This is a genomic window from Pseudomonas viridiflava (assembly GCF_003702045.1).
Taxonomy (GTDB): domain Bacteria; phylum Pseudomonadota; class Gammaproteobacteria; order Pseudomonadales; family Pseudomonadaceae; genus Aquipseudomonas; species Aquipseudomonas viridiflava_C.
In genome coordinates this window covers 71879-92779 of sequence record NZ_RBTP01000066.1, presented here as the reverse complement: position 1 = coordinate 92779, position 20901 = coordinate 71879, and the positions used below count along the sequence as shown (strand labels likewise).

Sequence of the window (20901 nt, the reverse complement as noted above, 5' to 3'; positions counted from 1 at the left end):
GTTCTCTCAGGAATTAGGACGCTTTGATCGGAACGAATTTGGCCACATAGGCCGACTGTCCACGTGGGTAAAAGACCTGCCCTTTGGTGGCCTGCGCAGCGTTCTTCTCAAACACGACGTCGATGCAGGAAACTGCTGCGTTTGGGTCTTTTGCGAAAACTCGATAAAGCACCTGAGTTTCGCCTTCGTAGGTGTTGGCAATACCCTGGATCGCCTTGAGGCTTTTACGATTGCCCGCATCGTAGTCTTTGACGATTTCAAGAATGGGCTGGCGGTCTACGGCTGCGTTTTCTTTGAGGATCGAGACAGGAGTGATCGTGAGCAGGTTGCCGTTAACGCGCTCGGCCCACACACGGTTGTTGTAGCCAGCCATGTACTCGTAGGTCTTGTGATCAATCAAAGGCTTGTCAGTGGAAAGACTCAATACCTGACCGGTTTCGCGTGGGGCATCTTCTTCACAACTTTGGATTGGAAGGTCACTGGCGTGTGCCGATGATATAAATGCGAACCCACCTGACTTAGGCTTGATTGAGGCGGTGACGCTCCGTTCGTTACTCGCGAGTACACCGCCAAAGTTAACCCGTGCAGAGGACTCGGGTGATTCTGATACAGGAGCAGACGCTGTACGCGATGACTTAGTCGAGATATGGGGAGGTGTGGACGCTGTGGCAGCATCCGCACGTTTCGCCTTGGCAGGTGCTTTAACGGCCGTCTCGGCCTTTTTTTGCGTTCCGGCACTGTAAACGGCGTATTTGGCGTTGGACGATTCGGCCTGAACCCGTTTGACCAATATGTCTTCGGATTTCATTTCGCTGATTTCGACCCGGCGGTTGCTGCTTCGCCCCTCTACCGTCTCGTTATTTGCGACAGGTCGCGAGGAACCGGCGCCTTGGTAGTAAATGCGATCAGACTTGACGCCGGCGTCTTGAAAAACTTTACCCACAGTGCGTGCGCGTTGTTCGGATAGCTTCTGATTGAAACCTGCACTGCCTGTAGCATCGGTATGACCGACGACCAAGAAGCGACGTTGATCGATCTCCTTGCCATCGCCGGGTCGTTGTGCAAAAGCCTGTGCCAATTTCTGTGCCTGGCGTTTACCCGACGGGGTCAGTTGAGCAGATCCGGAGGTAAACATGCTTTCATCTTGCACCAGCGCGACGAGACCGCCATCAGTCCCTGCCGTATTGGCAGCAGGCGCTTCAAGGCTCAACGACTGAACCTGAATGGACATGTTTTCGTCGTGGGCGATCTGTTCGAGAGCCTTCATCTTGGCTTCCCATATAGACCCGGCATAACAGCCTGCCGCTGTTCCTAGCCCGCCACCTATAAGGGCACCCTTTTTGCCGCCGACTTTAGCCCCGATGATTGCCCCGCCAACGGCACCCACTCCGCAGAGGATCAGCATTCCGTGTTTGGCCCCGGCCTCACGCACCGTTTGGGACACACTGTCGAGGCCGGTATTTAGACTCTGGCAGCCGCTGATCGCAGTGATCGCTACCGCCAATACCGTCAGGCGATTCATTCTGGCGTTCATTTTCAATTCCTTGTGATGGGCCGATGCGCGAAATGAACAGCACTTCAGGTCGTTTCAATCCCTTGTTTGTTGGCGCTGGCAACCAGAGAAGACAGCCCCAATGAGGCGCGGGATTATTGCAAAATGCTACTATTTGTCAATCACCTATGGATCGTTGCCCAAGATCAGCCAGAGTAAGGGTTATTGGAAATAAACAATGAGGGCTAACGGATTTGGGAGGAGGGTCAAAAAGGCAGTTGCTTCGAATTTAAAGGATGGATTTTATCGCGTGAATCCCATTTTCGCATTTTAGGGAATAGCAGCGTGCTAAGAACATAGCGAAGTGGGAATGCTGCGATACAGAGGCTGATAGTTGCCTCTTTTGTGTGAGGGTTTCATACATGAGGCATGTGAATATTTTTATGGTCTATCAATCAATTGTCACTATTTCAAACATTGCATCAATGCTGAATAACAACCGAGGTTGAGTGTGATAGGTGTCAGGTCGGCATTTAAATTTTCGACCGTTAGGCCGATGTTGAATGGATAACTGAGTGCTTAATTGTCCCTGAAAATATTAAGTCTGTCGTGTTTGCCACCCGGTAAAGGACTGTCGCTGTGGACAGTCCTTTACTTGCAGAATCAGCGACGAAAGAGACGGCTGATCACCAGCGCCGCGACGGCACCGATGGCGAGTGCTGCGACAGGTTTTTCTCGAACGAACGTAGACACGTTGTCCAGCGCATCGCCGTAGGTCTTGGTCAGTTGGCCCGACGCCTGACGGCCAGTGCCTTCTGCTTCCAGCTGCGAATCACCCAGCAGTCTCCCGACCGCGCTCTGCGCCTTGCCGACGAGCTTCTCTGCAACACCTTCTACCTGTTCACTTTTCATGATTCATCACACCTTCGTGTTTTAAGTGGGGAAACTCAGAACCAACCCAAGCTGGTGGCGAGAGGTTATTTGCACAGCGTTAGGTGGGCGGCACGAATGATTAGTTCAACGGTTGTGAGCCCATGCGTTACTCAGCAAGAGTCCCGAGCGTTTCGAGGTGCTGAGCGTCCTTCGGTAAGCGTTGTCAGACCGTGTCGTTGCAGCCAGGCCGTCCTGTTGGGCGCATCATCCTCTCGTGTGGTAACGGTGAAGGTCGAGCCAAGGAGGCGGTGAGAAGCATTGGGCGCCCGATTTTTATCGTAGCGTCCGGTCAACCTTCGTGCAGTGAATTGTCCGCAGAGGGCTACGGCTTACTTTTGAAAGTCCAGCGATAGGGCTATGATTCAACTCAACTGATGTGCCAGCCCATGCTTGCCGGAGGGGCTCATGAGCAAAAATGTGAAGTCCGTTTCGGAGACTGAAGTCGATGACTTGGAGCGTCTGGTTCCTGGCAAGGCCAAGCAGGCTACGTTGTCTGCTTACTTGCGCGCAGTGTCTGTGACACAAGCGGGTGTTTTGCGCACAGATGCTGGCGATCTGGTTAGGGTCGCGAGTGATGGGACTAAAACAGTTGTCGCCAAGGCTAAACCCAAGCGCAAGGTCAAGGTTGGAGAGGTGATCACTGTTCGTCGCGTTCACGGTCAAACGGCGGGTGGTTGGGCCTAGACTGCGCATTTTTGCTGGGCCTAACGGCTCAGGCAAGAGCACCATCAAAGATGAGCTGTCCCCAGCGTCGATCAAAACTTACGTCAATGCGGATGAACTCGAAAAAGAAGCGGAAGCGACGGGATTCATCGATTTGTCGATTTTTGACATTGATGTCGCATTGCCGGATTTGCTGGCGTTCCATGCTGAGCATCACCTGATCCTCAAAAAAGGACTGGTCGAGGCAGCTGCGCGTCTTGGTATTGAAGGTTTGAAAGTCGATTACAGGCGTGTTGAGGTCAACTCGTATTTCGCATCCGTTATGGCTGATCTTATTCGTCAGCGCCTCATCGATAAGGGCGTAAGTTTTACCTTTGAAACGGTGATGTCCCATAGAAGCAAAGTAGACATCATGCAAGAGGCCAGACATCGTGGATACCGCACCTATGGACATCCCTGACTGGTTCTTTGAGGCCTACGTCGACAAAATAGACGGTAGGCAGGACTTGGGCACAGATTAACGCGTGCTTTTATGCTCAACGATTTATCAATGTTGGTAGTCCCTCCCTTATCACCTAAACGTCTACTTTTAAGTTTTCCAGAGCCAAACACCATGAACCGTCGCAAAAAGATCAATCAGCTATTGAAAGCCAACGCCAAAAAGGCCAGCGCCAAACTGGCTCCGCGCAAGAAGTCTACTTACGTCAGCAAGGCGGACCGGGCGAAGCTCTCGGCTGAGGTGGGTCTGGAGCCGGTCGTCTCTTCTGAGGGCTGATTCACTGAACTGGCTGAATTCGAAGAGTAGGGGAATGCCCTCACTGCTCCTCAAGCTGTTTCTCCATCACGATGGTGCGCTCGGCCCCATGAAACGCGTCGCGGATTTTCCGATAACCCAATGCGGCGTAGAACGCCTCTGCCGTCATTGACGACGGCACCCGCAACGCTTGCACACCGTCGCGGGCAGCCGTAGCGTGAATGACGTCCATCAACTGCCGGCCCACACCGCCTCCCTGATACTCAGGATCAACGAAAACGCTTCTGACGACCTCATCGTCCAGGCTTGCCGTACCGATGACGGTCGTGCCGAGCACGGCGACGAACACCTTGCGCTTGCCGAGCAGTACGCCAATGGCTTCAGGGGCGAAGCTGCACTCGATTCGAGCGATGATGTCAGGCGAGTAATCCTGTGAATTTGACCTGCGCAGAGCAGCGATCACGACGCGGCTGATCGCTGCTGTGTCGTCGTCTACTGCAGGGCGAACCTGACACGCCATAGTGGGAGCCTTATGCGTTGAGAGCCAAAGCGTAGCCTATCGCAATCCGCGTTCAGTACAGGTGCCTGCCGTGGCAACCGAGTGGCCGGTGCATTGCGTATGATGCGGTTCGGAAAATCGCTACACTCGGCACCTCTCAAGGCTGTAAGGATCTGTGATGCCGCTCTCTGCCTGGCCCCTCCGGCGCCTGCTCGTGACCTGGTTATACGCCGCTGCACTGACGCACGTGGTCGGTGCCATCGTGTTCACATGGGTGGGGTTTGCCGGGTGGCTCGACGGCTATCTGCTCACGATCGAACAGGCCTTCTGGACGCAAGCCGCTCCAGCTGCGGCGCGGGCACAGCAGACCTGGTGGGCGGCTTTGTTTGGCGCGACGCTGCAAACCTATTCGCTCTATATGCTGGCGCTCGTGCATGTGGGCAATCGCCTGAAAAGCCACATGCCGTGGGGGTGGTTGATCGCCGGGCTGTTGCTCTGGGCGCCTCAGGACATCGCCATTTCACTGCGTGCCGACATGTGGTCGCACGTGTGGCTGGACGGGACCGCGCTACTGGCGTTGCTGCCGCCGCTGTTCTGGCTGTATGGCCATGATCGATCCCTCAGGCTCAAGGATGCGTGCAATGTCTGATCGTACCCGGCTGTATCTGCTGGCAGGCAATGGCAGCAGTGCCGAGTGGTGGGACGATGCGGTGCCGTACTTCAAGGCGTACGACGTAGTGCCGTTGGAGTTGCCGGGCTTTGGCAGCAACCCGCAGCCGCCCTGTGACGACCTTGCCGCTTATGCCGAGGCCTTGCTGAACATGACCCAGCGGGGCAGTGCCATCGTCGCTGTGGGCGTTAATGCCTTGCTGGTCTTGCACGCGTTGCAGCGTCAGCCGGGGCATTTCTGCAGAAGTGTGCTGCTGTCACCGGTGGGGGCGTTTCTGTGGCAGCGGCGTCTGCCTGCGCTGATGTCGCCGATGCCGATCCGCAAGACCATCCATTGGCTGCTGTCGAACAAGCCTGCACTGTTTGCTCACAAATTCTCCAGGCACACGTGGCCTGCTGAGCACTACCAGCGCATGGGGGCCGGTTATGCGCGATGCCGGGCGTTTGTGCCATATTGGGATTTGCTGCGGGCGGACACTGCGTTACCGCTGCTGGAGTGGGTCGAAGATCCGGTCGAGCTGGTCTGGGGGGATCAGGACAGGTTGCTGGGCATCGAGCAAGCGGCTGCCTGGTCCGCGATTCTGGCTCGCGCCGACCTGACCATCACGCTGAAGCCCGGTTGGGGTCACTATCCGTGGATTGATTCGCCCGCCGAGTTCGCGCACTGGCTGGAGTCGGGCGAACGCGGTTTCATTGCTCATACCAAGGGTGGACGCCTGCGCCTGGCGGCATCCGCCGGGCAGCCGGTGCCTGAGGCGTTATCGGTCGTGCAAGGTGATGGCGCGGATATTTCCGCATTTCTTGCAGCCCAGCCAGAGGCCATCTGGGCGGTGCGTTCATCGAGTTTCGGTGAGGATCAGGCCGATGCCGCGAATGCGGGGCTGAGCACCACCTTTTTGCGTGAGCCGGCGCACAACGTGCCTGCCCGCGTTGCGCAGTTGCATGAGGAAGGCGTTGAAGAGGTCGTGGTTCAGCGCTTCGTCACGCCCGTGCTGTCCGGGATTGCATTTGTACGCCATCTTTCCGTTGAGCTGGAATGGGTCGAGGGCCACCTTGAGTCGCTGGCGGACGGGCTGGCCACGCCCCGGCGGGCCGTTATTTCCCGGCTCGGTGAATCCTGGAGCAGTCATTCGTTCGATACCGCAGATGGCCTGACGCAGGCGCTGTTGTGGCAATTTCTGCAGGGCGTTCTGAAGACGTTCCACTACGTGCCCGGCGATGTCGAGTGGGCCTGGGACGGCCAGCAATTGTGGTTACTGCAGTACCGACCCATCAGCGACTACGGCTGGCGACGGCATCTGACGGCGGCCAATATCGCTGAAATCCTGCCGCCGCAACCCAGTCGGCTGGTGGAATACACTCAGCGGCGCGCTGCCAGCAGTATCCCGGCGATCATGGGGCGTTGGGATTCGCGTGTCTTTCAGGACAACGAGCCGTTTACTGCGCTGTTCGGCGCAGCGTCTTACATTAACAATGACCTGTTTCTGGCACGGCTCGCGGATTGGGGCGTTGCCTCCAGCAGCTACGCGGGGGAGGTGGGCGGCGCGACGCCGCACCTCCCTTGGCGGCCATTGCGTCTGTTGCGTTCAGTGCCTCTGTTCCTGCGCATGCAGCGCATCGCCCGCGGGCACCTGTTGACGCTGGAAAAACGCTTGATCCGTTTTGATCAGGAACTTGATTCATTGATCGCACAAGGCGCGGACGGCCAGAGGCTCGCTGACTGGTTCACTCGCTTCTATGTCTTCGTCGTGCAGGGCAACCTGTGCATTGCCACAGCGTTGGCCAGCAGTGGCGGCGATCTGCTCGGGCGTCCGCCCACCGCCTATGACGACCTTGAGCACTGCCCGCATCGGCTCCCCTGGGAGACCGATCCTGCGACGCCGCGCCCGACGTTGAGCAATCTGCCATTGCAGCCGTTTCCGGCCTGGCCGAAGGCGATTCGTCTGGCGCACGCGGCAGGTCTGCCCGGTATGCGCGGCTATTACCTGCAAGTGCGTGAGTGGTATCGCGATAACCTGATGCGGGTGTTCTTCCGTCTGCATCACGCCATGCCGCAGGTAGACCGGGCCTACTGGTTCGCACCCCATCCCGATGTTCGTACCCGTACAGGCAGTTTCTGGCAGGACGGCCGTGAAGGCACCGAGCAGGCGGCGGGCTTCATGATCTATCCGGGGCAAGTGCAGGGCATTCTGGGTGATGACATTTTGCTTGAGGACACACTGGACCCTGGTCGTCATGCGCACTACCAAAGTGCCCGCGCAGTCATTGCGCGCATGGGCGGACGGCTGTCTCATGGTTCTACGTTGCTGCGTGAGCTGCGCAAGCCTTCCGCAGTGCTGCCTCATGTCGATCCTGAATGGCTTGGACGTGAAGTGCGGTATGCCGATGGTGAGCTGACACTGATCGAGTAAGCACTCTGAGATGCCTCCAAAACGAGAAAGCCCGCACATTCGAGGGAAATGTGCGGGCTTTTTCGTGCCGTCAAACCGTTCGATCAGACCAGGCGAAAGCCTTTGAACGGGTTCCAGCCTTGCTCACCTTTGACTTCTTTCAGGTAGTAAGAATAGTTGGTGGTGAGCGCATACATCAGTGAGCCTGCGACATTCATACCGGTGCCCATCGCCTGAGACAGCTCCATTCCCAACAGGGCCAGGATCACGCTCAATACAATATTAATGCCGATCAGAATGCCCAGCAGAGCGAGATTTTTCTTCCACAGACCGAGGACAAAGAGGTAGATCGGCCCGAAGAAAAACGCGATGAAGTTCATCTGCATCAACATCTTTTTACCGAAGCCCGGCAGCGCTTTGAAAGCGGTATTGAAACTCGGATCCTTCGGTGCGCCGTGTGCTTCAAAGAAGTCGAAGCGTTCCTGCCATTTGGCGCTGTATTTTCGTTTTGTCGGTAATGGGACTGTCGTGTTCATGCCTGAGCTCCGTGTGATCCTGAAGGGTGTCGGTTCGATGTACCGGTTTGAATTGCGGTGTTGTAAAACGGTCGCAGGGGTGAGCTCAGCTTCACTGTTGAGCCTCACCCGCACGCAATTGGGCCAACCTGGTTAATATGCGCAGTATGTAGCCTTCTTTAATCATCTGGGCGTGATGACCATCGCCAAAGCGTTCGCCTCGGATGCAATACGTCAGCAGTGTCTGAATGTCCGCCATGTTCGCTTGCGCGATGTATTCAGGGCTGGCAAGTTTGTCGTAAGGGCGATGGTTGGGATAGTTGAGGTCGCACCAGCAGGCCTTGGCCACCGCTTTGAAAAAGTCGTTTACGACCTCGAAGTAGGTGGGCCAATACTCGCCCTCTTTGTAGATGTGTGTCTCGATCGCAGCGCCGTCAGGATAGAGCCTGGGCAGGTAAGACAGCAACTCGTCTATTTCTTCGGGGCCTGGAACAGGTTCGTAAGGCAGACGTGTCTCGCGGGAAGGGTGGAACAGAAGCGGAAGAGGCTTTTTTGGAAAACGGTGTGAGACATATATATCAAATGCCCAGACCTGGCGTTCGGTCAGCAGTCGATGCTTGTAATGATGCACCTCCTTTTGGTACTTCAGGAACGCTTCGCAGTGCACACCGTCCGCAAATAACGACGCAATGGCCGCAGACTGCATGAGCCAATAGATGTCAGGCGATGGTTCGCCCGCCTTGGACGTGGCCAGATCCAATGCTCTGGAAAACAATGCGCTTGCCAACGTGCGTCCTTCCTCGCGCTGCGACTCGGTCTGCTCCAGCCGTTCGGCTGTATCCGCGTGCTCCACCTCTGCGATATAGGCGTGATAGCGCGCAAGTAACGGCGCTTCTTTATCGGTCAGGGGCGGGCAGCTCGGTGGAGAAACCAAAAGCGGTTTTTGTTCTTGAAGGGCAGGCATCAAGTCTGGATGTTGCTCGCCCCGTGGCAATGTTTTGTCATCGCCTACGGGGCGAGGCTCCGTAACGTCATTTGGCTGTTGAGTCAGCGTCTTTTGGCCGAGCCAGGATTTCAATTGATGCAGAAGTTTCATCACTGAAAAACATCCATGATTTTCTCGGCAGGATTACTTCAAGCCGGGGGCTATGAGTATGTTGAAGCCGTCAGTCTGTCACCTTGGGAGGCGTGTTGAAGGCACCCATCGGCAACAGAAACCGCCCGATGACCGGCAAGTGATCCGAGATCAGCAACGTATCGTCACGGCGTACGCGGGCGCTGACCCGTTTCAGGCTTGGGCTGTAAAACAAATAGTCGACGGTGCGATCAGGCCCGCTCACACGTGGATCGTTAGGGAAGTAAGTCAGCCATTGGTTGCGGTCGATGCCGCTGGCTTCGGCATTGTTCGGGATCATCGGGTATTTGTCCCAGAGCACATGCAGCTCGCTGTCGGCCGAGTAACCCGCGCGCAAGGGGTCAGGCAAGCGTCGGTATTGCCCCAGCGGCAACAGATTGAAGTCGCCACCGATCAGCCACGGCGTACCGCTGCCTTCGAATGTGTCCAACAGCGCACTGGTTGCCGCGATCTGTTTTTGCGCAGTATCGGTGGGGGTTCTCGCTGCCGTCAGGTGAGTGTTGATAATCGCCAGTTGCCCGCCGTCACGTAGCGGAAGATAGCTGACCAGCAGCGCATTCTTCGGTCGAAACTGGCGGCTGATGATGTTGGCATCGGGAATCGGCAACTGCACACGCTCAGCGCGGTCGATCTTGAAGCGGCTGAGGGTCGCGAGTTTGGTGCCGACGCCACCCCAGATATGAGGACTGGGCACGAACTCGGCGCGCCAGTAAAAGGCTTGAGCGCTGCAAGGATAAAGGTCCACCACACGCTCCTGAAGCAGTGCCAGTTGGTCCTGGTAATCGGTGTTCTTGGCGTTGTCGTTCACTTCCTGCAGCAGAATGATATCGGGCTGTTCGTCGCGGATAACGCGTGCCACTTCGTCCAGGTTATAAGCCAGGTCCTCGGGTGTGGGGCGTTCGTCCGGGCCGCTGCCGTCGGCCGTGTCGTACCAGAACACGTAGCGTTTACCCGCCAGGTATTGAATGTTCCAGGTCATCACTTTCAGCGCCTGGCCCGGCACCAGCGGCTTTGTTGCCACCTCAGCATTACAGCTCGTTACGGCCGATTCGCGTGCGGCTGGACGCCACGTCATTTGCAGGATCAGCACCAGCAACAGGGCGACCAGTAGCAGGCCATAGAGTGTCAGGCGGATCAGGAAACGGTTCATCGGCTCGACCTCGGCGTCTGGCGCTCGGTGAGAGGCGTGTTCGGGTTCAGGCGGAGTGCGCAGGCTCGCTGATCAGCATGAACAGTCGGAACATCACGATACTGGTGAACAGATTCAGAAAACTGCCGATGCTGTCGAGTGTCAACGACACCAGCGCACTCTGCGGTTCTGGCAACAGGTACAGACCAACCCCTTCAAGCAGCCACAACGGAACGTACACACACAGGATGCAGACCAAAATCCGCGCGAAGTGCCCGGTGGTCATCAGCATGCTTTCGCGCATGGCCATGAATGGCGTCAGCCGGCGCAGCACCAGCAGGTATTCGCTGAAGGCCAGTTTGATCATCACCCAGATGCCGGGAACCACCAGCAGCGAAAGGCCAAACATGATCAGCAGCGTGCTCATGGCCGACAGCACGGCGAATGTCGGCCACAGGCGCAGCGCCATTGCCAGGAGATCGCGCGTGGGTGGCTCTTCGCCTCGGGTGCGTGCATCGAGAAAAAGAATCAGGGCAGCGGTGTAAAGCGGATAGAAAAATAGCCCGATCACCAGGCTGTAGGCGGGTGATGCATCGGCGGACATGGTACTTGCCAAGGCGTGCTTGGCCAGCGCTTCCACCACCACCAGCGGCAGGCAGAGCACCAGGATGCTGCCCAGATTGCGCCGGAAGAAATAAAGCGAATCCTGGATGACGGTCAACGGGTTCATAGTAGATCGCAGGCAAAAAGCAGGCCGCCACTTTAGCCCAAGGCCTGTGCCGATCCAAGCGCAGTAGCCGCCGCGGCAAGGCTTACTTATCTTTTTTTTCATGTCATTGAACAGCGCCCATCCAGCCCCATTACTGAATCAGGCCCCGGTATTGGACCGGGCGAAGACTGACAACGGCAATCCGCGAGGTCGCCATGAACAATGAAGAGCAAACCCTGATCGATGGTCTTTTCTCGAAACTGAAAACCGCTGAGACAACGTCTGCTCCGCGAGACGCGGGGGCCGAGGCGGTGATCAAGGAGCATTTGAACCGCCAGCCTGCTGCGCCTTATTACATGACGCAAGCGATCCTGGTGCAGGAGGCTGCCGTCAATCAGCTGAATTCGCAGATCAAGCAGCGTGACGAGCAGATCCAGCAATTGCAGGCCGAACTCCAACAGGCCAAGGCGCAGAGCTCTTCGGCACCTGCCAGCGGCGGCTTTCTGTCGAATATCTTTGGCAGCAGCGCACCGCGAGCGCCGCAGCCTCAGGCGCAACCGGCGGCAACGGGCGGCTGGCGTGACGGGTCCGGTTTCAATAACCCGGCACCCGCCCAACAGGCTGGCTATGGCGCGGCACCGGCTGCGCCCGTGGGCAGCGGCTTTTTGGGCGGTGCCCTGAAAACGGCCGCTGGCGTGGCGGGCGGCGTGATGCTGGCAGAGGGCATTAGCAGCCTGTTCAGTCATCACAACCAGCCGCAGGAGATTGTTGAAGTTATTCACGATGCGCCCGCTCAGGATCAGTTCGCGAACCATGACCAGACCTCGAACAATGACCAGAGCAACTGGGGGCAGCCGGACTCGCAATACACGGCCGACGATAACTACAACGATGATGGCGGGATGTTCTCGGATGACGATGATTCGTTTGTCTGAGGGCGGGCGGTCAATCCGGTGATCTGATCGGGCCCATGCTCTGTGTGGGCCGACAGACCAATCCATCCCTCAATTCCGGTCTCAAGCTGGCATACTGAAGGCCGATCCACATTCCGGGTCGAGCAATCCGTGGGTCGCCAGCCTGCGTCATGAGGAATTGCGGTGAAGAAGATCGCTGTGTTCGCCGATGTGCAGAACCTCTACTACACCGTGCGCCAGGCGCACGGCTGTCATTTCAATTACGCCGCGTTGTGGGCGGACATCAGCAAGCGTGGCGAGATTGTCCATGCGTTCGCGTACGCCATCGACCGGGGTGACAGTAAGCAACAGCAGTTTCAGCAGATCCTTCGCAACCTGGGGTTTACCGTTCGGCTCAAGCCTTATATCCAGCGCAGCGACGGTTCCGCCAAAGGGGACTGGGATGTCGGCATCACCATCGATATCATGGACTTCGCGCCGCAGGTGGATGAAGTGGTGCTGGCCTCAGGCGATGGTGATTTCGACATGCTGCTCGAACGCATCATCAGCAAGCATGGCGTCGAAGCCGTGGCCTACGGTGTACCGGGGCTGACGGCCAATTCGCTGATCCGCGCCGCCAGTCGTTACGTGCCCATCGAAGGCGCGTTGTTGTTGAAATGAATTCAAGGGTTGGACCAACGTGTTGGAACGTATCGCAGTCATCGACTTTGAAACCACCGGAATCTCGCCAGGCCAGGGTTGCCGAGCGACCGAGATTGCCGTGGTCATCATGGAGCAGGGGCGTATCGTCGATCGCTACCAGAGCCTGATGAACGCGGGTGTGCGGATTCCGGCGTTCATCGAAGGGCTGACCGGCATCAGCAATAACATGATTCGCACCGCGCCCAGTGCCGAGCGGGTCATGGGCGATGTCTGCGACTTCGTGGGTACGACCCCATTGGTCGCGCACAACGCCTCGTTCGACCAGAAGTTCTGGGATTACGAACTGTCGCAAATCAAGCGCACGCGCGAACAGAGCTTTGCCTGTTCGATGCTGCTGGCCCGGCGTCTCATGCCGGGCGCGCCCAATCACAAGCTTGGCACGCTGACCCAGTACGCTCGCCTGCCGAACACCGGCAGGGCTCACCGGGCAATGGCCGATGCCGAGATGGCGGCCAACCTGACGGCCTATCTGACCAATGAGCTGCGCCAGAAACACGGTCTGGCGGGCGTTTCCCACCAGTTGCTGTGCTCGCTGCAGAAAGTCCCCGCAGCCAAGATGGGCGAGGCCCTCAAGCGTCAGCGCGGGCTTTGACCGGCTTGCCCTGAGGCACCAGATGCCCTGACGGCAGGCTTCGCTCCACCGCCGTGGAAAGCACGATGGAGGTCTTGCTGAAGCCGAACTGCGCGATGCGGTTGATCAGGTCTTCAAGGTGCGGCATCGAATCCACGGCGGCACGCATGATCACGCACGGGTCGCCGGTCACCCGGTGGCACTGAATCAGTTCCGGTACCTTCCACAGATCGTCATACGCTTGTTGCTTGCCGTGGCTCGCCATGCGCAACTCGATGATGCATTGAATCGGCAGGCCGACTTTTGACAGGTCGACCTTGGCTTCGTACCCGGTGATCACGCCGCCAGCTTCCAGTTTGGCGACGCGTTCGGCAACCGCAGGCGCAGAGAGATTGACCAGTTTCGCCAATTGAGCGAACGAAGCACGGCCGTTCTGCAGCAGCGCATCGAGCAAAATCCGGTCGTATTTATCCAGCGTCATCGCACACCGTCCGTCTGTGGCTTGAGTATTTTGAAAGCCAAGGAAAACCGACTGAACAACCGTTGAATCGAAAGTCGCAGGCGCGTTTAAAAAGGCTTGTCTGCTTAATATCAGATGTTTGCCTTCATACAATAGGCTCATCCTGACACTGTTCCCAGAGCCTGACCATGCCTCAGTCCGTTCGCGTCACTCCGCTGCTCATCGGTGCCTTTCTGGCGCTTTACCTGATCTGGGGTTCTACCTATCTGGTCATTCGTATCGGCGTCGAGTCATGGCCACCCTTGATGATGGCTGGCAGCCGTTTTCTGATCGCCGGGTGCCTGATGTATGGGTTTCTGCGCTATCGCGGTGTGCCCGCACCGACCTGGGCTGAATGGAAGGGCGCGGCCGTTGTGGGCTTTATGTTGCTCACCTGCGGTAATGGCGGGGTGACGTTGGCCGAGCATGCGGGCGTTGCCTCGGGCATCGCTGCACTGTCGGTCGCGACCATGCCGCTGTTCACCTTGCTGTTTGGCCTGTTCTGGGGCAATCGAACCACCAACCTGGAGTGGGCCGGGATCATTCTGGGCCTGATCGGCATTGGCCTGCTGAACATGGGTTCGAATCTTCAGGCCAGTCCTTACGGCGCCGCGCTGGTTATTTTTGCCGCTGCGTCATGGGCGTTCGGCTCGGTGTTGAGCAAGCACCTGACCTTACCCAAAGGGCCGATGGCCAGCGGCGCGGAAATGCTCGTGGCGGGTGCGACGCTGCTGATCGGCAGTGTGCTGAGTGGCGAACGGCTGGAGCAGATGCCGACCGCTGCGGGCTGGGGCGCGCTGCTGTACCTGGTGGTGTTCGGCTCTATCGTTGCGTTCAGCGCCTACATGTACCTGCTCAAGAACGTGCGTCCTGCGGCAGCGACCAGTTATGCCTACGTCAACCCGGCGGTGGCGGTGCTGCTGGGCGTGGTGTTCGCGGGCGAGACGATCGGTCTGGCCGAGTGCCTGGCGATGGTGGTCATCATCAGTGGCGTGGTGCTCATTGGCCTGCCCCAATGGCGCAAACCGCAACCTCAAGGGGCCGTATCCGCGCGCACAAGCTAACCGAGGCAGGCTGGACAGGGTAAACTGCGCACCTTGCGCTGAATTTTTCCTACGGTATCCCCATGACATTCGCCTCTCTCGGCCTGATCGAACCCTTGCTGCGCGCCCTCGATGCGCTTGGCTACCAGACTCCGACCCCTGTGCAGGCACAGGCGATTCCACCGGTGTTGGCTGGCCGTGACTTGATGGCTGCGGCCCAGACGGGCACGGGCAAAACCGCAGGTTTCGCGTTGCCGCTGTTGCAGCGCCTGACGATGGAAGGGCCGAAAGTCGCCCCCAATACCATTCGCGCCCTGGTGCTGGCCCCGACCCGCGAGTTGGCCGAGCAGGTGCACGAGAGCATTCGTCAGTACGCCGAACACCTGCCGCTGAGCACGTATGCGGTATACGGCGGGGTGAGCATCAACCCGCAGATGATGAAGCTGCGCAAAGGCGTGGACGTGCTGGTGGCCACGCCCGGTCGCTTGCTCGATCTGCATCGGCAGAACGCGGTCAAGTTCTCGCAGTTGCAGACCCTGATTCTCGACGAAGCCGACCGTATGCTGGATCTGGGCTTTGCAGAGGAACTGCGTGGTATTTACGCAGCGCTGCCCAAGCGTCGTCAGACCTTGCTGTTCTCCGCGACCTTTTCCGACCCGATCCGCCTGTTGGCCTCGCAGATGCTGGACGATCCGCTGACCATCGAAGTCAGCCCGCGTAACGTGGCGGCGGCGTCGGTCAAGCAGTGGGTCGTGACGGTCGACAAGAAGCGCAAGGCTGATCTGTTCATCCATTTGATGAAAAAGCACCGCTGGGGTCAGGTACTGGTGTTCGCCAAGACTCGCGTGGGCGTCGATCAACTGGTGGATCGCTTGCAGGCGTTGGGCTTGAACGCAGACGGCATTCATGGCGACAAACCTCAGGCGACCCGTCAGCGTGCGCTGGATCGCTTCAAGAGCAACGAAGTGAAGATTCTGGTGGCCACCGATGTTGCGGCGCGAGGGCTGGACATTGATGACCTGCCCACCGTGGTCAACCTGGATTTGCCGATTGTGGCCGAAGATTACATCCACCGGATTGGCCGCACCGGCCGCGCAGGTTTGACCGGTGAAGCGATATCGCTGGTGTGCGCCGATGAGGTCGAGCTGCTGTCGGCCATCGAAGTGCTGACGCGTCAGACGCTTGAGCGTCGTGAAGAACAGGATTTCGAGCCAGAGCACCGCGTGCCCAGCACGGACGCCAGCGGACAGATCCTCAAGAAACCCAAGAAACCGAAAAAGCCCAAGGTGTCAGGCAGCAAGCGCAACCTGGGCAAGTGGGTCGACAGCGGAGATTCCGACCCGACACCCGTTGTGAAGCCGGTGCGCAAGGTCCCGGTCTTCAACACCGGGCCACGCAAGAAGAAGCCTTGAGCTGTCACAACCCAGTGCCGGGACGCCCGTCCTTCTACATAAGTCTTGCTGGATAACCCGTGGGAGCGAGCTTGCTCGCGAATAGGCCGGTCAGGCTCCGAAGGTAAGGGCGTTTGGACCAGGGTTTTCGTGAGCACGCTCACTCCCACGGGTATGCGCCCGGTTACCCTCCTTGTGTTGATCGTTCTCATGCCCCGCGCTCATCGTGATACACAAGTCTTCATGAAGGAATGCGATGCCTGAATGTGGGAGCGGACTTGTCCGCGAATACTGGTTTTCAGACGCTGCATCTTCATCGGACCCGCCCGTGCAACCACTCGACCATCCCAAGCCCCGCGGCCCGTCCGCTGGCGAAACAGGCGGTGAGCAGGTAGCCACCGGTGGGCGCTTCCCAATCGATCATTTCACCAGCACAGAACACCCCCGGCAGTTGCTTGAGCATCAAACGCTCGTCCATTGCTTCGAAGGTCACGCCGCCTGCTGTGCTGATCGCTTCATCAAGGGGCCGTGCCTTGATCAAGCTCAATGGCAGTGCCTTGATCGCCTGACCCAGTAAAGCAGGAGCGTCGAACGCCTCACGTGGCGTCAGCTCCCGCAGCAGTGCGGCTTTGACGCCGTCCAACCCCAGTTGGCTGTGCAGGTGCTTGGCCATCGAGCGCGAGCCGCGAGGTTTGCTCAGGGCTTTTTGCACATCGTCCAGGCGCTTGCCCGGCAGCAGATCGATGTGCACGTTCGCCGAACCGCTTCGGTTGATCTGTTCGCGTATCTGCGCCGACAGGGCATACACCAGACTGCCTTCCACGCCGTTTTCGGTCAGCACGCATTCGCCAAGGCGCAGCACCTGCCCTTGCAAACCCATCGCTATGTTCTTCAACGGCGCACCGGCAAACTTGCTGCGCAGCAGTTCGCTCCAGGCCGTGACCTCAAAACCGCAATTGGCTGCCTGCAACGGTGCGACGCTGACGTGTTGCGCCTCAAGCCAAGGCACCCATGCGCCATCGGAACCCAATCGCGCCCAGCTCGCGCCGCCCAGCGCCAGTAGTGTCGCGGCGGGTTTGAGCGCCAGCTCACCTTCGGGATGGGCGATGCGCAGGTTGCCGTCAGTGGTCCAGCCCAGCCAGCGATGGCGAGTGTGAATCACCACGCCAGCCTCGCGCAGTCGTTTGAGCCAGACGCGTAGCAGCGGTGCGGCCTTCATATCGGCAGGGAACACCCGGCCTGAACTGCCTACAAACGTCTCGATACCGAGCTCATGAATCCACTTGCACAAGGCATCTGCATCGAATGAACGCAAAAAAGGCGCGATCATCGGTGAACGTTCGGCATAACGAGCGACGAAAGCAGGATAGGGCTCAGCGTGGGTGATATTCATGCCGCCTACCCCGGCCAGCAGAAACTTGCGACCAACCGAGGGCATGCCGTCATACAGGTCGACCTTGAATCCGGCCTGACTCAGCACTTCAGCCGCCATCAAACCCGCAGGCCCGCCTCCGATAACGACGACGGATTGAGGGGCGCAGAGAGTCTGGTCGGTCATGATCAACGGAGTATCGATAGCGGAAAGGAGGGGCATTCTACCCCAGATCTGCCGTGCAGCCGGTCATAGGCCTACGTCATGCCACACCCGTTGTGCGCTGTGATGCAGGATGCCGTGACGTCGAGCCAGGGCTTCACGGTCCTTGCTGTAGCCCCCGCCAATCACGCCCATCACTGGAATATCGCGTCCCAGACAATGGCGTAACACGGCTTCATCACGGTCAGCCAGGCCCTGATCGGTCAGCTTCAGGTAACCCAGCGCGTCATCTTTATGCACGTCCACGCCAGCGTCGTATAGCACCAGATCCGGTTTGTAGATCGGCAGCAGGTAATTGAGCAGGTCATCGACCACCTTCAGGTAATCCTCATCGCCCATGCCCATCGGCAGCGGGATATCCCAATCGCTCTGTGCCTTGCGGGCCGGGAAATTCTTTTCGCAGTGCAACGACACGGTGATGGCGTCCTCGGTGTCCGCCAGGATTCGAGCTGTACCGTCACCCTGGTGCACGTCGCAGTCAAAGATCAGCACCTTGTCCACGCGCCCGCTTTGCAGCAAGTAATGGCTGATCACCGCCAGGTCATTGAAGATGCAAAAACCTGCCGGGTAATCGTAGTGCGCATGATGGGTGCCCCCGGCCAGATGACAGGCCAGACCGTGCTCGAGCGCCTTTTCCGCAGTCAGCAGCGACCCGCCCACCGCTCGAATTGTGCGTCGGGCCAAAGCCTCACTCCAGGGCAGGCCCAGTCGGCGCTGATCCTCACGTGACAGGTCGCCGCTCAGGTAGCGATTTACATACGCGGGGTCATGGGCCAGGGTCAGAATGTCGGTCGGGCATAATTCGGGACGGATTAATTGAACGTCGCTGGTGAGCCCGCTGTCGATCAAATGGTCCCGCAGCAGACGGAATTTATCCATCGGAAAGCGATGCTCAGCCGGGAATTCCGGGCTGTAGTCGTCATGGTAGATAAGCGGCAGGGACATTTTGCATTCATTCAAAGGTCGAAATCCGATAGTGCCAGTTATGCGCCCGGTCGCACAGTTAAGTGCCGAACCGAGCGACTACACTGGCACCAGTCATGCTGGTTCATGCAGGTCACAGGGGAGTTCGATGGAGCCGATACTCAAGCTGGACAGCGCCCGATTGCTGATGCGGCAGTGGCGCGACGACGATTTGCCTGCGTTTGCCGCCATGTGTGTTGATTCACAGGTGATGCGCTACTTCCCCGACACGCTTAGCCGGCTTGAAAGTGCAGCGCTCATCGGGCGCATGCGCGGGCATTTCGCTGAACTGGGCTTCGGGTTGTGGGCGCTGGAGCGCAAGGACAGTGGTGAGTTCATTGGTTTCACCGGCCTGGGCGTGGTCGGGTTCGATGCGCATTTCACGCCTGCGGTCGAAATCGGCTGGCGGCTGGCACGTGAGCATTGGGGGCTGGGTTTTGCCAGCGAGGCAGCCTGGACGGTGCTGGGCTGTGGCTTCGAGCGCTTGAATCTGGATGAAATCGTAGCGTTCACCGCCGTGAGCAACGAGCCTTCGCAAAAAGTGATGCAGGCCATCGGGATGCAGCATGAGACCGCCGATGACTTCGAACACCCCAATTTGCCAGAGGGTCATCCGCTCCGGCCGCACGTGCTGTATCGCATTAATCGTGACCAGTGGCTCGCAACGCTCAAACCCTGACTGAGCCCGCCGCCTTATTTCTGTATCATTTCACTTTATGGGTGCAGGCCTTGCGTGCCTGCCGCGAACATGCCCACCGCCGCTGCCAGGCGCGTGCGGTTACGTTTCTTGCGAGGGATGAACATGAGTCAAGTGCTGGATGATCTGGTTGAGCTGCTGACGCTGGAGCCTATTGAAGAAAACCTGTTTCGCGGCCGCAGTCAGGACCTTGGATTTCGCCAGCTGTTCGGCGGGCAAGTGTTGGGGCAGTCGTTGTCTGCCGCAAGCCAGACTGTCGAAGAAGACCGCCACGTTCACTCGCTGCATGGCTATTTTCTGCGCCCTGGCGATGCAGGCCTGCCGGTTGTGTATCAGGTTGACCGTGTGCGTGACGGCGGAAGCTTCAGCACCCGTCGCGTGACGGCGATTCAGAAGGGTAAGCCGATCTTCACATGCAGCGCTTCGTTTCAGTACGACGAAGAGGGCTTCGAACACCAAGCGACAATGCCGGACATCGTCGGGCCGGAAAACCTGCCATCCGAGCTGGAGCTGATGACACAGCGTGCGCACCTGATTCCTGAAGCCGTGCACGACAAGTTTCTACGCCCAAAGCCGATCGAGTTTCGCCCGGTGACCGCTGAAGACCCTTATAACCCGCAACCCGGCGAGCCAGTGAAGTACGTCTGGTTTCGCGCCGATGGCACCCTCAACGACGCGCCCGCGCTGCATAAATACATGCTGGCCTACGCCTCTGACTTCAATTTGTTGACCACCTCGCTCAAACCGCACGCCAAGACCGTCTGGCAGCGCGACATGCAGGTGGCCAGCCTCGATCATTCCCTGTGGTTCCATAACGATCTGCGTGCCGATGACTGGCTGCTTTACGCGATGGACAGTCCGTGGGCCGGTAATTCCCGTGGCTTTTCGCGCGGCAGTATTTTTAATCGCGCCGGGCAACTGGTCGCTTCGGTCAGTCAAGAAGGGCTGATCCGCCATCGAAAGGATTGGGAATGACGCTTAATGATATTCGGCACTGGGTGTTCGACATGGATGGCACGCTGACCATACCGGTACACGACTTCCCGGCCATCAAGCGCGAACTCGGCATTCCTCAGGATGCCGATATTCTCGGCCATCTTGCTGCCTTGCCTGCGGCCGAGTCTGCCGCCAAGCACGCGTGGCTGCTGGAACACGAACGTGAACTGGCCTTGGGTTCGCTGCCTGCCGATGGCGCGGTCGAGTTGGTTCGTGAGCTGGTGGGGCGAGGTTATCGCTTGGGCATCCTTACCCGCAACGCCCGCGAGCTGGCGCACATCACGCTGGAGGCTATCGGTATTGCCGATTGCTTCGCAGTAGACGATGTACTGGGACGCGACGAAGCAACACCCAAACCGCACCCGGCCGGCCTGTTGAAACTGGCAAGCGCCTGGGACGTAGAGCCGAAAAAGATGGTCATGATCGGCGATTACCGCCACGACTTGGACTGCGGCCGTGCGGCAGGGGCCAAGACCATTCTGGTCAACTTGCCGGAAAACCCCTGGCCAGAGCTGGCGGACTGGCACGCAGTGGATTGCGTAGCGTTGCGCGGGATGTTGGGGTGACAGGCGATCCTGCTTGCTCCACGCTGAATACGTGTTGCTGAATGAACGTAGAACCTGTGGGAGGCGGCTTGCCAGCG

General features: G+C 58.4%; 22 protein-coding genes and 1 pseudogene. 13 read left to right on the top strand and 10 right to left on the bottom strand.

What is annotated here, in order from left to right; all coding sequences use genetic code 11:
* Nucleotides 1-13: 13 nt before the first annotated feature.
* The gene (locus ALP40_RS20125; protein WP_221034599.1) at nt 14-1534 is read right to left on the bottom strand and encodes an OmpA family protein; all 1521 of its coding nucleotides are present in this window, start codon (nt 1532-1534) and stop codon (nt 14-16) included.
* A gap of 621 nt (nt 1535-2155) precedes the next feature.
* On the bottom strand, nt 2156-2404 hold the full coding sequence (locus tag ALP40_RS20120; protein WP_122209943.1) for a CsbD family protein: 249 nt from the start codon (nt 2402-2404) through the stop codon (nt 2156-2158).
* Nucleotides 2405-2830: 426 nt separating this feature from the next.
* On the opposite strand from ALP40_RS20120, the gene ALP40_RS20115 reads away from it, so the two are divergent.
* The 3 genes from ALP40_RS20115 (at nt 2831) to ALP40_RS20105 (ending at nt 3863) form a co-directional block, all read left to right on the top strand.
* The gene (locus ALP40_RS20115; RefSeq protein ID WP_122209942.1) at nt 2831-3109 is read left to right on the top strand and encodes a hypothetical protein; all 279 of its coding nucleotides are present in this window, start codon (nt 2831-2833) and stop codon (nt 3107-3109) included.
* On the top strand, nt 3096-3548 hold the full coding sequence (locus ALP40_RS25450) for a hypothetical protein (RefSeq protein WP_147478346.1): 453 nt from the start codon (nt 3096-3098) through the stop codon (nt 3546-3548). The genes ALP40_RS20115 and ALP40_RS25450 overlap by 14 nt, the downstream gene beginning before the upstream one ends.
* A 153-nt stretch (nt 3549-3701) precedes the next feature.
* Entirely contained in the window at nt 3702-3863 is a 162-nt protein-coding gene (locus tag ALP40_RS20105; RefSeq protein ID WP_122209940.1) for a DUF2986 domain-containing protein, read from the top strand.
* Between the two features lie 40 nt (nt 3864-3903).
* Here ALP40_RS20105 and ALP40_RS20100 read toward each other — a convergent pair whose 3' ends face one another.
* The gene (locus ALP40_RS20100; protein WP_122209939.1) at nt 3904-4362 is read right to left on the bottom strand and encodes a GNAT family N-acetyltransferase; all 459 of its coding nucleotides are present in this window, start codon (nt 4360-4362) and stop codon (nt 3904-3906) included.
* 157 nt (nt 4363-4519) lie between these two features.
* On the opposite strand from ALP40_RS20100, the gene ALP40_RS20095 reads away from it, so the two are divergent.
* Nucleotides 4520-4990 (top strand): cell division protein, encoded by a 471-nt coding sequence (locus tag ALP40_RS20095; RefSeq protein ID WP_122209938.1) that lies wholly within the window; start codon nt 4520-4522, stop codon nt 4988-4990.
* Nucleotides 4983-7421, top strand: coding sequence for an alpha/beta fold hydrolase (locus ALP40_RS20090; protein WP_122209937.1), 2439 nt, complete (start codon nt 4983-4985; stop codon nt 7419-7421). Before ALP40_RS20095 ends, ALP40_RS20090 begins: the two co-directional genes overlap by 8 nt.
* 83 nt (nt 7422-7504) lie before the next feature.
* On the opposite strand, the gene ALP40_RS20085 is transcribed toward ALP40_RS20090, so the two are convergent.
* The 4 genes and pseudogenes from ALP40_RS20085 to ALP40_RS20070 form a co-directional block, all read right to left on the bottom strand.
* A complete protein-coding gene (locus tag ALP40_RS20085; RefSeq protein WP_122209936.1) occupies nt 7505-7936 on the bottom strand; it encodes a DUF2628 domain-containing protein in 432 nt (143 codons plus the stop codon).
* A 91-nt stretch (nt 7937-8027) separates the two neighbouring features.
* Nucleotides 8028-9014: a DUF6508 domain-containing protein gene (locus ALP40_RS20080; protein WP_183136070.1), complete on the bottom strand. Its 987-nt coding sequence runs from the start codon at nt 9012-9014 to the stop codon at nt 8028-8030.
* Between the two features lie 67 nt (nt 9015-9081).
* Nucleotides 9082-10250 (bottom strand): annotated as a pseudogene (locus ALP40_RS20075) (endonuclease/exonuclease/phosphatase family protein).
* Nucleotides 10247-10909 carry a YciC family protein gene (locus tag ALP40_RS20070; RefSeq protein WP_122209933.1) on the bottom strand — a complete coding sequence of 221 codons (663 nt, stop codon included), beginning with the start codon at nt 10907-10909 and terminating at the stop codon, nt 10247-10249. The pseudogene ALP40_RS20075 and the gene ALP40_RS20070 overlap by 4 nt, the downstream one beginning before the upstream one ends.
* A 194-nt stretch (nt 10910-11103) precedes the next feature.
* On the opposite strand from ALP40_RS20070, the gene ALP40_RS20065 reads away from it, so the two are divergent.
* The 3 genes from ALP40_RS20065 to ALP40_RS20055 all read left to right on the top strand — a co-directional run bounded on the left by ALP40_RS20065 (nt 11104) and on the right by ALP40_RS20055 (nt 13096).
* Nucleotides 11104-11823, top strand: coding sequence for a DUF2076 domain-containing protein (locus tag ALP40_RS20065; protein ID WP_122209932.1), 720 nt, complete (start codon nt 11104-11106; stop codon nt 11821-11823).
* Between the two features lie 162 nt (nt 11824-11985).
* A complete protein-coding gene (locus ALP40_RS20060; RefSeq protein ID WP_004887906.1) occupies nt 11986-12462 on the top strand; it encodes an NYN domain-containing protein in 477 nt (158 codons plus the stop codon).
* A gap of 22 nt (nt 12463-12484) precedes the next feature.
* Entirely contained in the window at nt 12485-13096 is a 612-nt protein-coding gene (locus tag ALP40_RS20055; RefSeq protein WP_181114045.1) for a PolC-type DNA polymerase III, read from the top strand.
* On the opposite strand, the gene ALP40_RS20050 is transcribed toward ALP40_RS20055, so the two are convergent.
* Nucleotides 13074-13556 carry an Lrp/AsnC family transcriptional regulator gene (locus ALP40_RS20050; RefSeq protein WP_122209930.1) on the bottom strand — a complete coding sequence of 161 codons (483 nt, stop codon included), beginning with the start codon at nt 13554-13556 and terminating at the stop codon, nt 13074-13076. The genes ALP40_RS20055 and ALP40_RS20050 overlap by 23 nt on opposite strands.
* Nucleotides 13557-13723: 167 nt before the next feature.
* On the opposite strand from ALP40_RS20050, the gene yedA reads away from it, so the two are divergent.
* Together yedA and ALP40_RS20040 are read left to right on the top strand one after the other, a co-directional pair.
* Complete coding sequence (gene yedA, locus ALP40_RS20045; protein ID WP_122209929.1) at nt 13724-14638, top strand: drug/metabolite exporter YedA; 915 nt, start codon at nt 13724-13726, stop codon at nt 14636-14638.
* A 62-nt stretch (nt 14639-14700) separates the two neighbouring features.
* Nucleotides 14701-16029: a DEAD/DEAH box helicase gene (locus ALP40_RS20040; RefSeq protein ID WP_122209928.1), complete on the top strand. Its 1329-nt coding sequence runs from the start codon at nt 14701-14703 to the stop codon at nt 16027-16029.
* Nucleotides 16030-16321: 292 nt separating this feature from the next.
* Here the strand turns inward: ALP40_RS20040 and ALP40_RS20035 are convergent, their stop codons facing one another.
* Both ALP40_RS20035 and ALP40_RS20030 read right to left on the bottom strand, forming a co-directional pair.
* Nucleotides 16322-17566 carry a TIGR03862 family flavoprotein gene (locus tag ALP40_RS20035; RefSeq protein WP_259640739.1) on the bottom strand — a complete coding sequence of 415 codons (1245 nt, stop codon included), beginning with the start codon at nt 17564-17566 and terminating at the stop codon, nt 16322-16324.
* 63 nt (nt 17567-17629) lie between these two features.
* A complete protein-coding gene (locus ALP40_RS20030) occupies nt 17630-18547 on the bottom strand; it encodes a histone deacetylase (RefSeq protein ID WP_122209926.1) in 918 nt (305 codons plus the stop codon).
* A gap of 127 nt (nt 18548-18674) precedes the next feature.
* Between ALP40_RS20030 and ALP40_RS20025 the strand changes: the two genes are divergently transcribed.
* From ALP40_RS20025 to ALP40_RS20015, 3 genes are all read left to right on the top strand, one after another.
* Nucleotides 18675-19244, top strand: coding sequence for a GNAT family N-acetyltransferase (locus ALP40_RS20025; RefSeq protein WP_122209925.1), 570 nt, complete (start codon nt 18675-18677; stop codon nt 19242-19244).
* 123 nt (nt 19245-19367) lie between these two features.
* On the top strand, nt 19368-20237 hold the full coding sequence (tesB, locus tag ALP40_RS20020) for an acyl-CoA thioesterase II (protein ID WP_122209924.1): 870 nt from the start codon (nt 19368-19370) through the stop codon (nt 20235-20237).
* The gene (locus ALP40_RS20015; protein ID WP_122209923.1) at nt 20234-20824 is read left to right on the top strand and encodes an HAD family hydrolase; all 591 of its coding nucleotides are present in this window, start codon (nt 20234-20236) and stop codon (nt 20822-20824) included. The genes tesB and ALP40_RS20015 overlap by 4 nt, the downstream gene beginning before the upstream one ends.
* Nucleotides 20825-20901 lie beyond the last annotated feature (77 nt).